General features: G+C 70.3%; 14 protein-coding genes and 1 riboswitch. Of the genes, 10 read left to right on the top strand and 4 right to left on the bottom strand.

Translation table 11 applies throughout. The features are described from left to right. Positions 1-29: 29 nt before the first annotated feature. Both glyA and ACFHYQ_RS14560 read right to left on the bottom strand, forming a co-directional pair. Entirely contained in the window at positions 30-1,313 is a 1,284-nt protein-coding gene (glyA, locus tag ACFHYQ_RS14565) for a serine hydroxymethyltransferase (RefSeq protein WP_394301663.1), read from the bottom strand. 15 nt (positions 1,314-1,328) lie between these two features. Then, positions 1,329-1,430: riboswitch (ZMP/ZTP riboswitch) on the bottom strand. Between the two features lie 54 nt (positions 1,431-1,484). Beyond that, positions 1,485-2,390: a YihY/virulence factor BrkB family protein gene (locus ACFHYQ_RS14560; RefSeq protein ID WP_394301662.1), complete on the bottom strand. Its 906-nt coding sequence runs from the start codon at positions 2,388-2,390 to the stop codon at positions 1,485-1,487. Between the two features lie 145 nt (positions 2,391-2,535). Between ACFHYQ_RS14560 and ACFHYQ_RS14555 the strand changes: the two genes are divergently transcribed. The 8 genes from ACFHYQ_RS14555 to ACFHYQ_RS14520 all read left to right on the top strand — a co-directional run bounded on the left by ACFHYQ_RS14555 (position 2,536) and on the right by ACFHYQ_RS14520 (position 8,440). Then, positions 2,536-2,667, top strand: a complete 132-nt coding sequence (locus ACFHYQ_RS14555; RefSeq protein ID WP_394301661.1) for a hypothetical protein — start codon at positions 2,536-2,538, stop codon at positions 2,665-2,667. Positions 2,668-2,712: 45 nt separating this feature from the next. Beyond that, positions 2,713-2,847 (top strand): putative leader peptide, encoded by a 135-nt coding sequence (locus tag ACFHYQ_RS14550; protein WP_394301660.1) that lies wholly within the window; start codon positions 2,713-2,715, stop codon positions 2,845-2,847. 137 nt (positions 2,848-2,984) lie between these two features. Further along, entirely contained in the window at positions 2,985-4,667 is a 1,683-nt protein-coding gene (locus ACFHYQ_RS14545; protein WP_394301659.1) for a nitrite/sulfite reductase, read from the top strand. Next, complete coding sequence (locus ACFHYQ_RS14540; RefSeq protein ID WP_204017179.1) at positions 4,664-4,834, top strand: Insertion element protein; 171 nt, start codon at positions 4,664-4,666, stop codon at positions 4,832-4,834. The genes ACFHYQ_RS14545 and ACFHYQ_RS14540 overlap by 4 nt, the downstream gene beginning before the upstream one ends. A gap of 46 nt (positions 4,835-4,880) precedes the next feature. After that, positions 4,881-5,600, top strand: a complete 720-nt coding sequence (locus tag ACFHYQ_RS14535; protein WP_394301739.1) for a phosphoadenylyl-sulfate reductase — start codon at positions 4,881-4,883, stop codon at positions 5,598-5,600. Continuing rightward, positions 5,582-6,334: a sirohydrochlorin chelatase gene (locus ACFHYQ_RS14530; RefSeq protein WP_394301658.1), complete on the top strand. Its 753-nt coding sequence runs from the start codon at positions 5,582-5,584 to the stop codon at positions 6,332-6,334. Before ACFHYQ_RS14535 ends, ACFHYQ_RS14530 begins: the two co-directional genes overlap by 19 nt. A gap of 262 nt (positions 6,335-6,596) precedes the next feature. Then, complete coding sequence (gene rsgA / locus ACFHYQ_RS14525) at positions 6,597-7,769, top strand: ribosome small subunit-dependent GTPase A (RefSeq protein WP_394301657.1); 1,173 nt, start codon at positions 6,597-6,599, stop codon at positions 7,767-7,769. 20 nt (positions 7,770-7,789) lie between these two features. Next, the gene (locus tag ACFHYQ_RS14520) at positions 7,790-8,440 is read left to right on the top strand and encodes a phosphoribosyltransferase (RefSeq protein WP_394301656.1); all 651 of its coding nucleotides are present in this window, start codon (positions 7,790-7,792) and stop codon (positions 8,438-8,440) included. Between the two features lie 94 nt (positions 8,441-8,534). On the opposite strand, the gene ACFHYQ_RS14515 is transcribed toward ACFHYQ_RS14520, so the two are convergent. Both ACFHYQ_RS14515 and ACFHYQ_RS14510 read right to left on the bottom strand, forming a co-directional pair. Continuing rightward, positions 8,535-8,849: a WhiB family transcriptional regulator gene (locus ACFHYQ_RS14515; protein WP_076434697.1), complete on the bottom strand. Its 315-nt coding sequence runs from the start codon at positions 8,847-8,849 to the stop codon at positions 8,535-8,537. A gap of 114 nt (positions 8,850-8,963) precedes the next feature. Continuing rightward, the gene (locus ACFHYQ_RS14510; RefSeq protein WP_394301655.1) at positions 8,964-9,869 is read right to left on the bottom strand and encodes a ferredoxin family protein; all 906 of its coding nucleotides are present in this window, start codon (positions 9,867-9,869) and stop codon (positions 8,964-8,966) included. Positions 9,870-9,993: 124 nt separating this feature from the next. Here ACFHYQ_RS14510 and ACFHYQ_RS14505 point away from each other — a divergent pair, with 124 nt between their 5' ends. Next, positions 9,994-11,511 (top strand): metallophosphoesterase family protein, encoded by a 1,518-nt coding sequence (locus ACFHYQ_RS14505; protein WP_394301654.1) that lies wholly within the window; start codon positions 9,994-9,996, stop codon positions 11,509-11,511. A gap of 73 nt (positions 11,512-11,584) precedes the next feature. Continuing rightward, complete coding sequence (locus ACFHYQ_RS14500) at positions 11,585-13,243, top strand: bifunctional 3'-5' exonuclease/DNA polymerase (RefSeq protein ID WP_394301653.1); 1,659 nt, start codon at positions 11,585-11,587, stop codon at positions 13,241-13,243.

Raw genomic sequence — 13,243 nt, 5'->3', positions numbered from 1 at the left:
GGTCACGGAGGCGGAAAGGGCCGTTGATGTCAGGACAGGCCGGGGGCGGGGAACTGGGCGGTCAGTTCGGTGACCTCGCGGCGGACCCGGGCGATCACGTCCTCGGCCTCCGCTTCGCCCTTGGCGACCGCGGTGACCACCTCGTCCATCCACGTGCCGATCTGACGCATCTCCGCCTCGCCCATGCCGCGTGAGGTGACCGACGGGGTGCCGATGCGGATGCCCGACGGGTCGAACGGCTTGCGCGGGTCGAACGGCACCGCGTTGTAGTTGGTCTCCAGACCGGCCCGGTCGAGGGCTTGGGCGGCCGGCTTGCCGCCGATGCCCTTGGGCGTCAGGTCCATCAGGATCAGGTGGTTGTCCGTGCCCCCCGACACCAGGTCGAAGCCGCGGGCGAGCAGTTCGTCGGCGAGGGCCTTCGCGTTCTTCACTATCTGCGCGGCGTACGCCTTGAACTCCGGCTGGGCCGCCTCGTTCAGGGCCACCGCGATGGCGGCGGTGGTGTGGTTGTGCGGGCCGCCCTGCAGACCGGGGAAGACCGCCTTGTTGAGCGCCGTGGCGTGCTCGTCGGAGTCGGCCATGAGCATCGCGCCGCGCGGCCCGCGCAGCGTCTTGTGCGTGGTCGTGGAGATCACGTCGGCGTGGCCGACCGGCGAGGGATGCGCGCCGCCGGCGACGAGACCCGCGATGTGCGCGATGTCGGCGGCGAGCACCGCGCCGACCTCGCGGGCGATCTCGGCGAACGCCGGGAAGTCGATGGTGCGCGGGATGGCCGTGCCGCCGCAGAAGATGAGCTTGGGTCGGTGCTCCAGCGCGAGGGCGCGCACCTCGTCCATGTCGACCCGGCCGGTGTCCCTGCGCACGCCGTACCGCACCGGGTTGAACCACTTGCCGGTGGCCGACACCGACCAGCCGTGGGTGAGGTGACCGCCGAACGGCAGGCCCATGCCGAGCACGGTGTCGCCGGGCTTGAGGAACGCCAGGTAGATCGCGAGGTTGGCGGGGGAGCCGGAGTAGGGCTGGACGTTGGCGTGGCGCACTCCGAAGACCGACCGGGCCCGCTCGACGGCGATCGTCTCGATCTTGTCGATGACCTGCTGGCCCTCGTAGTAGCGCTTGCCGGCGTAGCCCTCGGAGTATTTGTTGGTCAGAACGGTCCCGGTGGCCTCCAGGACCGCCCTCGAGACGTAGTTCTCCGAGGCGATCAGTTTGACCGTGTCGGTCTGCCGCCGCTCCTCCGCCCTGATGAGCTCGGCGATCTCAGGGTCGACGACGTTCAGCGAGTTCTCGGCCATGGCGCCTTCTTTCTCCATCGACACTTCATCGAGGACGGCGACCCAGGCGCACGGCCGCCGCTGACTCGCTCCCCGGTGGTGCCCCACCTGTTACCCGTGCCCTGGGGGCACACAGCGCCAGTCGCGGTGCCTTTAACACTATCCGAGGGTCCTTCGTCGGAGCGCCGGGTCCGGCTCAGGAGCCGGAAATCACGCGTCGCCGGGCTTGTGGTCGTGCCGGGCCTTGCCGTTCAACGGCCACAGGCGGTCCACCTCGGCGTTCAGGGTGGCCCCGATGAGCACGGCGAGCGCGGTGATGTAGAGCCAGAGCAGCAGGGCGATGGGGGCGGCAAGCGAGCCGTAGATCGACAGCGGGGTGAACCACGCGGCCAGCACCTCACGTAACACGGCCGCGCAGAGGATCCAGATGAAGAGGGCGAGCACGGCCCCCGGGATCTCGCGCCACCACCGGGTCCGGTGCGGCACGCTGACGTGGTAGAGCAGCGTGAGCATCAGCACGGAGCCGACCACGACCACCGGCCAGTAGAAGACCGTCACGACGACCTCGTACCGGGGCAGTGCGTTGGACAGCAGGGTGGGCCCGATGACGAGGATCGGCATGACGATCAGGCCGATCAGCAGCGCGGCCACGTAGAGCCCGAAGGACATGACGCGGGTGCGGATGATCCCCCGTTCCTCGCCCAGGCCGTACGCGATGGAGATCAGGTCCACGTAGACGAACAGCGCCCGGGAGCCGGACCACAGCGATAACAGGAACCCGACGGAGATCAGCGAGACCTGGCCGCCGGTGAGCACGTCCGACAGCAGCGGCTCGACCACCCGCTCGACGGTGTTGTGGGTGAACAGCAGTTCCGACTGGTCGATGACCCACCGCCGGATGTCCCGGACCGTCTGGTCGCCCAGCAGACCACTGAGGTGGCCCATGACGCCGAGCAACCCGAGCACGAACGGCGGCAGCGACAGCAGCGCGAAGAACGCCGCCTCGCCGGCGAGGCCGGTGACCCGGTAGTTGATTCCGGCGATCGTGGTCGCCTTCGCCAGGGCCCAGACGCTGGTCTCCCTGACCCAGGTCAAGCCGGCCCTGGCCGCCGTCATTCCCCGGCGTGACAGATGCCTCGGCGTTCGCCGCGTGCGCGCCGACGCGTCCGTGGAGATCAATACGCACCCAACCGGTGTGAGAAACGTGCCAGACGCCCAGGATAGGGGGCAGGCGGGAATGCTCGGGAGAGGAGGCGGCACGATGATCTGCGAAGCGTGTAAGGACCGCAGGCACGAGGACTGCCGCGGCGGCTCGTGGTGCGACTGCCAGCACAAGGAGCCCATGGACGAAGGCCATGTCGAGCCCCCGGCGAACTGGGTCCGCCAGGGGTGAGGCCGCCGGGACGAGAACCTGACGTGTCTCGTGATCGGCGTCCGCATGCTGGACGGGAACTTGGACATCTTGGACCTCCCGGGTATCGTTTGTGACATGCCAGCGGACCCGTTGCTCGTCGTGCGACGCCACGTCGACCTCCAGCGTGTCCGCAGCGCGATCTGTATCGACGCCGGCTGACCGCCGCCCTCCGCTGTTCCATTCGGGCGCGACGCCTGGCGTCTTCTTTCCTGCCCCGCCTTCGATGACGAGGCGGGCGGCCGCCTGCGTCGCGCCCGGGACCGATCCGACATCGATTCTCGGAAAAGGACGCGCCCATGAGCACCCCGGCCCGCCCGGCGAACCGCCACCACAAGCGCCAACGCGGTGAGGGCCAGTGGGCTCTCGGTTACCGTGAGCCGCTGAACGCGACAGAAGAGAACAAGAAGAACGACGACGGGCTCAACGTCCGTCAGCGCATCATCGACGTCTACGCCAAGCAGGGCTTCGACTCGATCGACCCGTCCGACCTGCGCGGCCGGTTCCGCTGGTACGGCCTGTACACGCAGCGCAAGCCAGGCATCGACGGCGGCAAGACGGCAGTCCTGGAGCCGGAGGAGCTCGAGGACCGCTACTTCATGATGCGGGTCCGCACCGACGGCGGCCAGCTCAGCCTGGAGCAGCTGAGGGTCATCGCCGACATCTCCAACGAGTACGCCAGGGGTACGGCCGACGTCACCGACCGGCAGAACATCCAGCTCCACTGGGTCGACATCGAGTCGGTGCCGGACATCTGGGCGCGGCTGGAGGCCGTCGGCCTGTCGACCACCGAGGCCTGCGGGGACACGCCCCGTGGGATGCTGGGCTGCCCCCTCGCCGGGATCGACGCCGACGAGGCGATCGACGGCAGGGCCCAGCTCCGGGAGATCCGCGAGCGCTACATCGGCAACCCGGAGTTCTCGAACCTGCCGCGCAAGTACAAGACCGCTATCAGCGGCTGCGCGGCGCACTGCACCGTGCACGAGATCAACGACATCTCGTTCGTCGGCGTCGTCGACGAGCGAGGCGAGGCCGGTTTCGACCTCTGGGTGGGCGGCGGCCTTTCGACCAACCCGATGTTCGCCAAGCGGCTCGGCGTTTTCGTCCGCCCCGAGCAGGTTCCGGAGGTGTGGGCCGGGGTCACCGGCGTCTTCCGCGACTACGGCTACCGGCGGCTGCGTAGCCGGGCGAGGCTGAAGTTCCTGGTCAACGACTGGGGACCGGAGAAGTTCCGCGAGGTGCTGCAGACCGAGTACCTCAAGTACGACCTGCCCGACGGCCCGGCTCCCGCGGCGCCGAGGGGCGAGCGGCGCGACCACGTCGGCGTACACCCGCAGCGGGACGGCAACTTCTACGTCGGCTTCGCCCCCCGGGTGGGCCGGCTCAGCGGCGATCTGCTGCACCGGATCGCCGACGCCGCCGAGCGCCACGGCTCCGGCCGGGTGGCGACCACGATCGAGCAGAAGATGGTCATCCTCGACGTCGCGCCCGACCGGGTGGAGTCGATCGTCGCCGAACTGGAGGCCGCCGACCTGCGGGTCACCCCGTCCACCTTCCGCCGCCAGACGATGGCCTGCACCGGCATCGAGTTCTGCAAGCTCGCGATCGTCGAGACCAAGGACGCCGCGTCCGCGCTGATCGACGAGTTGGAGCGCCGCCTGCCGGACTTCACGGAGCCGTTGACGATCAACATCAACGGCTGCCCGAACTCCTGCGCCCGCATCCAGACGGCGGACATCGGCCTGAAGGGCCAGCTCGTGGTCAACGACCAGGGCGAGCAGGTCGGGGGCTACCAGATCCACCTGGGTGGCTCGTTCGGCGTCGACTCGAGCTTCGGCCGCAAGGTTCGCGGGCTCAAGACCACCACCGAGGAACTGCCCGACTACGTGGAGCGGGTCGTGCGCAACTTCGCCAAGCAGCGCGACGAGGGCGAGAGCTTCAGCGAGTGGGTCCGGCGGGCAGACGAGGCCGATCTCCGGTGAGCGCCCCCGGTACGGAACGGGCCGTCCCCTTCTACTGCCCCTACTGCGGCGAGGAGGACCTGGAGCCCTACGTCACCGAGGAGGAGAGCCACGGTTGGTACTGCCGATCCTGCGCCCGGGCGTTCCGGGTGCGGTTCCTCGGCCTCGGCGTCCGTCGCCCGTTATGAGCAGCAATGTCCAGCACGCGTGAGGAGTGGAGTAGCGGTGACACTGATGGCGATCGAGGCCGGACTGGAACGGCAGCGCGCGACGCTCGACCTGCAGGGCATCGTGGAGTCGGCGGCCCGGTTCCTCGAGGACGCACCCGCCCGTGAGATCATCCGCTGGGCGGCCGCGACGTTCGGCGACCGGCTCTGTCTCACCTCCTCGATGAGCGACGCACTGTTGATCGACCTGGTGAGCCGCGTCAAGCCCGGCGTGGACGTGCTGTTCGTGGACACCGGCTACCACTTCGCGGAGACCATCGGCACGCGGGACGCGGTCGAGGCGGTCTACAAGGTCAACGTGATCAACGTGAAGCCGTCGCGCACGGTCGAGGAGCAGAACCGCGACCTCGGCCCCCGGTTGTACGGCCGCAACCCCGACCTGTGCTGCTACCTGCGCAAGGTGGAGCCGCTCAACCGGGCGCTCGAGCCGTACCTCGCCTGGATCTCCGGGATCCGCCGCGACGAGTCGCCGACCCGGGCGAACACGAAGGTGGTGGAGTGGGACGCCAACCGCCAGATGGTGAAGATCAACCCGATCGCCGCCTGGACGCAGGCCGACGCCGACAACTACATCGCCGACAACGGCGTGCTGATCAACCCGCTGCACTACGACGGCTACCCCTCGATCGGTTGCGCCCCCTGCACCCGCCGCGTCGAGCCGGGCGAGGACCCGAGGAGCGGCCGCTGGGCCGGCCTCGGCAAGATCGAATGCGGTATCCACCTCTGATCGCGGTGGCGCACGGGTCCCGCGACCCGCGCGCCGCCGCCACCGTCGAGGCCCTGCTGGACCGGGCGCGGCACGCCCGTCCCGGTCTGGAGGTGCGGGCCGCCTACCTGGACCACACGCCCCCGGCCCCGGCCCGGGCGCTGGCCGACCTGGACGAGGCCGCCGTCCTCCCGTTGCTGCTCACGGCCGCCTACCACAGCCGCGTCGACATCCCCGCCGCGCTGCGCGAGGCGTCGGTGCGTCGGCCGCGGCTGCGCGTCCACCTCGGCGCGACTCTGGGCCCGCACCCGCTGCTTGTCACCGCACTGGAACGCCGTCTCGCCGAGGCCGGAGTGGAGGTCGGAGATCCGGGCACCGCCGTGGTCCTGGTTTCCGCCGGATCAAGCGACGCGCGGGCCAACGCCGTCGTCGGCCGCCTCGCCCGCCGATGGGCCGGGCTGCGGCCCTGGTGGTCGGTCACCGCCGCCTACGCCTCGGCCGCCGCGCCCACCCCGGCCGAGGAAGTGATACGGCTCAGGCGCGCCGGAGCCCCCAGGGTGGTGGTGGCCCCCTATCTGCTCGCGCCGGGTCACTTCTCCGACAAGGTGCGGCAGGACACCCTCCTGGCCGGGGCGTACCGAGTCGCCGACGTCCTCGGCCCCGCCCCCGAACTCGCCACGATCCTCCTCGAACGGTACGCCCAGGCCGTACAGCACCAGGCCGTACAGACCGGCATGATGCCCGCGACCGCCTAACAGCATCCGTGATCTTGCAGTGGCGATCCGACTACAAGATCACGGCCAGGGGGTGGGAATGGGTGGGGGAAAATGAGTTGCGGGGGTGGGTGAGGGGGCTGTTACTGTTCGGGCAGACGCCGCGATGGGCGCGGCCGCCGACTGGGGAGGTGAGGACTATGCGGGTCTTTCTGACGACCACGCCGTCCGTCAACTCCCGGGTGTCCGCCTAGCCTTCGACATCTCGCTTGGACACCCGGTTTCCGAAGGGTGCTTTCAACCGATGTCTTCTTCTTTCGACCTGTCTCTGCTCGGCTGGCACGACCGGCTCGAGGCCCTGCTCCCCGACGGCACCGTTCCCGCCCGGGTGGCCCGCGTCCACAGGGGCGCTGCCGAGGTCCTCTCGGCGGGCGGCGAGCATCATGTGAGGTTCGGCGCCCGCGTACGGCGGGCCGCCGCCGACGATCCCGTCGCGCTGCCATGCGTGGGCGACTGGGTGGCGCTGGCCCGGCTCGACGCGGCCGGCGACGAGGGGGGCCGCTACGAGCTGGCGGCAGTGCTGCCGCGTACGACCGCCTTCGTCCGGGGCGGGGTGAGCCGCGACTCGCGCGGGGGCCTGTCCGGCGACGGTCAGGGTCAGGTGCTCGCGGCCAACGTCGACGTGGTGTTCGTCGCCGAGCCCGCGATGCATTCCGCGCCGCCCGAGGGGGTCCGGGGGGTGCTCCCCCCGGGTAAACACAGCGCCGATCTGGGCCGGATCGAGCGGCTCGTCGCGCTGGCCTGGGAGAGCGGGGCCCAGCCGGTCGTCCTGATCACCAAGCCCGACCTGTTCGATCTGGGTCTCGACGATCTCCTCGCCGATGTCGCCGCCGCCGCGCCGGGCGTGGACGTCCACCCGGTCTGCTCACTGACCGGGGAGGGGGTGGACCTCGTCCGCGCCCATCTCAGCGGGGGCCATTCCGCCGCAGCCGGGACCGCCGTGGTGCTCGGCCCGTCGGGGGCGGGCAAGTCGACACTCGTCAACGCCCTCGCCGGCGCCGATGTCATGGAGACGCAGCAGGTCAGGGCCGCCGACGGGCGCGGCCGGCACACCACCGTCCACCGTGAGATGATCATTCTGCCCGGCGGCGGGCTCATCATCGACACTCCCGGCATCCGCCGGGTCGGGCTCTACGACATGAGCGACGGTGTCGACCTGGTCTTCTCGGATATCGAGGAGCTGGCCGAGGGATGCCGGTTCTCCGACTGCGGGCACACGGCCGAGCCCGGCTGTGCCGTACAGGAGGCGCTGGAGTCCGGGGAACTGCCGGAGCGGCGGCTGGAGAGCTGGCGCCGTCTGCGGCGTGAGGCGCGCTGGATGGCGACCCGGACCGACGCGCGGCTGCGCAGTGAGGAGACCCGCAAATGGAAGATCATCCATAAGGAAATGCGGCGATCCGGGCGAAACCGCCCCTGAGAGTGGGTAGGGACCGCTCTATGAATCAGGTACGGTTGCCGTTCACCGACCGTGCGGAGGCGGGGGCGCTGCTGGCCGAGGTCCTGTCCGGCATGACCTTGGCTGACCCGGTGGTGCTGGCCCTGCCGCGCGGTGGGGTGGCGGTGGCCGTACCCGTGGCCGAACGGCTGGCGGTGCCGCTGGAGGTGCTCGTCACCAGGAAGATCGGCTGCCCCGACCAGCCGGAGCTCGGCGTCGGAGCGATCGCCGAGGGCGGTGAGCCGGTGTTCGACCGCGAACTGCTGTACCGGCTCGGCTTCGAGCCCGAGGACGTCGCCCCGGTGATCGAGCGCGAGCGGCGCGAGCTGGCCAGACGGGTGCGGGTCTACCGGGGTGACCGGCCGCTGCCCGAGGTGGCTGATCGCGACGTGGTCGTGGTCGACGACGGGCTGGCCACCGGCGGCACGGCGCGCGCGGCGGTGCGGGCGGTGCGATTCATGCAGGAGGGAAACGGCAGGGTCATTCTCGCCGTGCCGGTGGCCGCCGACGAAACCGTGGAGAGCCTGCGCGCGGAGGCCGACGAGGTCGTTGTGGTCGCCACTCCCGCGGGCTTCCGGGCCGTGGGGCAGTGGTACGAGCGTTTCGACCAACTCGCCGACGATGACGTTCTCGAACTACTGGGACGCGCGTGAGGAACGATCGTGGGGTGTCCCGTTCGGGTACGGTGCGTACCAGACGGGACACCCCACGATGACGAGGCGTGTCGGGGAAGGGGGAAGACGTCGCTCAGGCTACGGCGCTGATGCCTGCGCTCGCGGCGCGGCGCATGCGGCGACGGCGCTCGGAAGCGCGCTCGTCCTCGTTGAGCCCACCCCATGTGCCGTACTTCTCCGGCCGGGAAAGGGCGTAGTCGAGGCACTCCGCGCGCACTGGGCACTGGGCGCAGATGGCCTTGGCCTTGCGCTCCCTGATGTCACGCTCCGGCTGACGCTCGCCGTCAGGCCCGAAGAACAGCACAAGGTCCTCTCCCCGGCACGCGGCATCATCCTGCCAACCCCAGCTGGGGCGCGGGCGGGCGAGCTGCCGACGTACCTGAGACATGGGAAACCACCTTCGGTGAGAGGTATTTCGTGTTTGTGCCGCATTGGACGCTTATGGCGTCCCTGGTACCAACGCCGGGATCAGCCGTGAATGTTCCCGGCCTCTGTCGAGCCCTCAGGTCAGTGCCGGGGTGAGCTGCCTCAGCTCGGCCAACCTGTAGGTCGAGATCTCGTCGGCACAGGCCGTACCGCACGGTGTCGTGAACACCGCGGGTTCGACCACGACCCGAAATCGCGACGATCCACGCTGTGCCGTGCAGCGCACGACGCACACCGTGGTGTCGCCTTCCGACCGGGAGGATTCCACGGCCACCCCGCCGACCGAGAGCTCCCCCGTATGGGACCGGACGAAATGCTCAGCGGCTTGCAGTGGCTCAGGGATACCCGCACGTCCCCGGAAACGGTCGAGGACGACCTCGCCGTGCCGGTACGCGTTTGCCGCCGCGATCGCAGCAGCCTGAGACATGCTGCCGTAGTAAAGCCCGTGTGGCAAGCATACGAGGTTGGCGGCATATCGATCGCCGCCCAAATGTGTGGTTTCCCACACCTCACCACTTAGGTTCTCGCCGAGGAACCTCGCCAGGGGTAGCCCCAGGCGGGCGCAGCAGGCGTTGCGTTTGCCGTGCGTGCACACCAGGAACATCGGCTCGCTCACCAGTATGCAGGACTCCGGAACCACTCCGTGCACGAGAAGGTGCAGGTCAAGATCGTCCGGGTGCTCGAAGAGGCCCTCGGCCAGCCACGGATCGTCTCCCGTCGACGACGCCACGAACACGTGCAGCGGCGCGGCCGGTGCGTCCCGCCGGCCCGGACGGCGGATGAGTTGGGGCCGGATCCCCAGCGAGGTGGCGCGGTCGACCAGCGCGCGCATGGCCGCCGGCAGCCGCCACTGGTCGGCGTACGCCGCCCACGGTCCGGCGTGCTCGATGAGCAGCCAGGAGCGGGCCCCGACGGTCGCGCTCGCCAGGATCGGCGCCTCGCCCGTGTGGCAGGCGGCGGGGTGATCGCAGCCGTTCGCCATTTTGGGTAGCCGTCCCTCCCATGTGAATTAGGTAAGTCTAACCTTAGCGGACACCGTCGGAGCCGCCGCGAGCAGGTATGCGGATTCGCTGAAACAATCCCCCGGAAACCATCAAGATTGCCTCATGGAGGATTCGTCTCGAGTGTCGGAGCGGGGGGCCGGGTGGGCCTGTCAGAAGATCGGCACGTTCGAAAAGCTCCGGCCCAACCAGAGCACCTTCACCTGGCTGCGCCCGACCACCCTGTGGCGGTCGAGAAACGAGATCCTGGCCAGATGGCTGGGTGATCCGTCACCGCAGGTGCGCCGACGCTGGGTGGCGGCCCAGCGGGAGCGCGGCGCCGACCCCGGTTTCCGCGTTCCCGTGGCGGCGGGGGAGGAGTTCTCCTTCCTGGTCCTGGGGGACACCGGCGAGGGCGACGCCTCGCAGTACGCCGTCGTGCCAGGCATGCTCAAGATCGGCCAGGGCACCTCGTTCGCGATCATCGCCAGTGACGTGATCTATCCGACGGGCTCGGGCAACGAGTACTGCGACAAGTTCTTCCGGCCCTACAAGGATTACCCCGCGCCGATCTACGCGGTCCCCGGCAACCACGACTGGTACGACGGGCTCGGCGGATTCATGCGGGTCTTCTGTGACGCGCCCCCGCTCGCGCTGCAGCGGCAGGGGTTCCGGCCGTCTCTCCCGGGTCTGCGGGGCCTGCTGTGGAAGAAACCGGACCCCATCGACGAAACCGCGCTGGCGAAGGCCCGCGAGCTGCGCGGCCTCCCTGCGCAGCGCGGGCAGTACGAACGGCGCGGGCGGCGTGACCGGGACGGACGGTGGGCCGTGCAGCCCGGCCCGTACTGGGTGCTGGACACGGGCAGGCTGCTGATCGTCGGTATCGACACCGGGATCGACGGCACGCTCGACCGCGAGCAGGGTGAGTGGCTGCGCCGCGTCTCGTCCGAGCCCCTGCCCAAAATCTTGATCACCGGCAAGCCGATCTACGTCAACAACGCCCATCATCCCTGCCCCATCGAGGGCGGCGGGACCGTCGACGACGTCGTACGCGACCCGGCCAACCGCTATGTGGCAGTGATCGGCGGGGACGTGCACAACTACCAGCGCTATCCGATCCGGGTGGACGACCGGACGATCCAGTACGTCGTCTCCGGCGGAGGCGGCGCGTTCACGCACGCCACCCACACCATCCCCCGGGTGGACGTCGGGGGCGTCGAAGAGGACGAGTTCCGGTGCTATCCCCTGCGCGGGGACTCGCTGTCCTTCTACAGCCTGCTCTACAGCAGGCGACTGCACCTGCGCGGGCTCTACGTCACTCCCGAGGAGGGGGTGGCGCTGATGTCCCGCCAGATCGGCAACGTCCCGCCGCGACCGGCGTCGAACCTCCGGTTGACCGCCCGGATGCGGTGGGCGGCACGCATGCTCGGCGGCTGGCCGATGCCGTTTCATCTGCCCGTGGGGCGTTTCTTCCACCGGTGGATCTCTGAGCTGTCCGACTGGGACACCCCGCCGTTCTTCAAGAACTTCCTGCATCTCTCAGTGGTCGGCGACAGTCTGCGCATCCGCTGCTACGCCGCGACCGGGTGCCTCCTCCAGGAGATCGACCCGCCGCTGGAGGACGAGGTCGAGATCCCCCTCTGACAGGTACGGGCCCGGGGAGTGCCTGCCGGACACGACCTGAGAAACCGTCGGTCCCGCCTGGCACGCTGGAGCCGTGTACGTTGTGGTGTCGGCAGGCCCGGGCGGCGGCGGGACGATCCACCCCCTCGGCCGGGGCCCGAGGGGGGATGTCTCGGGAGGAAGCGTCCCGGCCCGTGTGCCCGACCTCGCTGAGGCCGTGCGGGAGCTCGAGGCCGGTCGGCCCCGCTGGGTCTGGGCGGACGCGCGGGAGGTCTACCCGGCCCTGCTGGCCCGTGGTGTACGGCTCACGCGCTGCCACGACGTCGCCCTCACCGAGGCGCTGCTGCTGGCCGCAGAGGGCCGCCCCCATGAGAGCCGAGCCGAAGAGGGCCGCGCCGAGGAGCCGAGAGGGCGCCAGGCGGCGCCGTACGGCCGGGGGCCGCAGGGGACGCAGGGGACGCAGGGGACGCAGGGCAGCCTCTTCGAGCCGGGGGACGAGGTGGGACCGTCGGACTCCGAGCGGGCCGCTCTCGTCGCTGAGAGGTTCGCCGAGCAGCGGCACAGGATCGACCGGACGGCCGACCCCGGGCGGTTCCGCCTGCTGGTCGCGGCCGAGTCGGCCGGGGCCCTGATCGCCGCCGAGATGAGCCATGACGGCATGCCGTGGCGGGAGGACGTCCACGACGCGCTGCTGACCGAGCTGCTCGGGCCCCGCCCGGCCCACGGCATGCGGCCCGCCCGGCTGCAGGCGCTCGCCGACGAGGTCTCCGCGGCCTTCGGGCATCCGGTGAATCCTGACTCGCCGCAGCAGATCGTCAAGGCCTTCCGCGGCCTCGGCATCATGATCACGTCCACCCGGTCCCACGTGCTCAAGCAGGTCGAGCATTCGGCGATCGACCCGCTGCTGCGGTACAAGGAACTGGCCCGGCTGCACAGCTTCCACGGCTGGGCGTGGGCCGACCAGTGGGTGAGCGGCGGACGTTTCCGCCCGGAGTACGTCGTGGGCGGTGTGGTGAGCGGGCGCTGGGCCACCAGCGGCGGGGGAGCGCTGCAGATCGCGAAGGTGATGCGCAAGGTCGTCGTGGCCGACGACGGCTGGTCGCTGGTCGTCGCCGACGCCGCCCAACTGGAACCCCGGGTCCTGGCCGCCGTGTCGGAGGATCGCGGGCTCGCCGCGGCCGCCGGCGAGATCGACCTGTACGCCGCGCTGGCTCAGGCGTTCGGCGGGTCGAGGGACGCCGCGAAGATCGCGATGCTGTCCGCGATGTACGGCGGGACCAGCGGCGACGCGCCCAAGCTGCTGGCGGTCATGCGGCAGCGCTTCCCCAGGGCATACGCCTTCGTGGCGGACGCGGCCAGGTCGGGAGAGGAGGGGCGCCTGGTCAGGTCGTGGCTGGGCCGCACCTGCCCACCGCCGTCCGCCCGCTGGCGCGAGCTCGTCTCCGGCCCCGAGGGCGGCAGGGCGGCCCGGGACCGGGGGAGGTTCACCCGGAACTTCGTGGTCCAGGCCACCGCGGCCGAGTGGGCGCTCACGCTCATGGCCGTGCTGCGGGGCCTGCTGCCCGAGCCGGCCAGGCTGGTGTTCTTCCAGCACGACGAGGTGATGGTGCACTGCCCGCTGGACCTGGCGGACGAGGTGCGCGCCGCCGTCGCCCGGGCGGCCGAGGAGGCCACCCGGCTGCTTTTCGGCCCGACCCCCGTGCGCTTCCCGATGGAGGCCGTGGCCGTACGATGCTATGCCGAGGCCAAGTGA

The sequence above is a fragment of the Sphaerimonospora cavernae genome (assembly GCF_042435035.1).
GTDB lineage: Bacteria > Actinomycetota > Actinomycetes > Streptosporangiales > Streptosporangiaceae > Sphaerimonospora > Sphaerimonospora cavernae.
This window is presented reverse-complemented; position numbering and strand designations above follow the sequence as displayed.

Bases quoted from the DNA above. Each gene is read 5' to 3' on its own strand.
- glyA (WP_394301663.1), bottom strand. From the start codon at position 1,313: ATGGAGAAAGAAGGCGCCATGGCCGAGAACTCGCTGAACGTCGTCGAC.
- ACFHYQ_RS14535 (WP_394301739.1), top strand. From the start codon at position 4,881: ATGGCGATCGAGGCCGGACTGGAACGGCAGCGCGCGACGCTCGACCTG.
- ACFHYQ_RS14520 (WP_394301656.1), top strand. From the start codon at position 7,790: ATGAATCAGGTACGGTTGCCGTTCACCGACCGTGCGGAGGCGGGGGCG.
- ACFHYQ_RS14515 (WP_076434697.1), bottom strand. From the start codon at position 8,849: ATGTCTCAGGTACGTCGGCAGCTCGCCCGCCCGCGCCCCAGCTGGGGT.
- ACFHYQ_RS14560 (WP_394301662.1), bottom strand. From the start codon at position 2,390: ATGACGGCGGCCAGGGCCGGCTTGACCTGGGTCAGGGAGACCAGCGTC.
- ACFHYQ_RS14505 (WP_394301654.1), top strand. From the start codon at position 9,994: ATGGAGGATTCGTCTCGAGTGTCGGAGCGGGGGGCCGGGTGGGCCTGT.
- ACFHYQ_RS14530 (WP_394301658.1), top strand. From the start codon at position 5,582: ATGCGGTATCCACCTCTGATCGCGGTGGCGCACGGGTCCCGCGACCCG.
- ACFHYQ_RS14510 (WP_394301655.1), bottom strand. From the start codon at position 9,869: ATGGCGAACGGCTGCGATCACCCCGCCGCCTGCCACACGGGCGAGGCG.
- ACFHYQ_RS14555 (WP_394301661.1), top strand. From the start codon at position 2,536: ATGATCTGCGAAGCGTGTAAGGACCGCAGGCACGAGGACTGCCGCGGC.
- rsgA (WP_394301657.1), top strand. From the start codon at position 6,597: ATGTCTTCTTCTTTCGACCTGTCTCTGCTCGGCTGGCACGACCGGCTC.
- ACFHYQ_RS14545 (WP_394301659.1), top strand. From the start codon at position 2,985: ATGAGCACCCCGGCCCGCCCGGCGAACCGCCACCACAAGCGCCAACGC.
- ACFHYQ_RS14550 (WP_394301660.1), top strand. From the start codon at position 2,713: ATGCTGGACGGGAACTTGGACATCTTGGACCTCCCGGGTATCGTTTGT.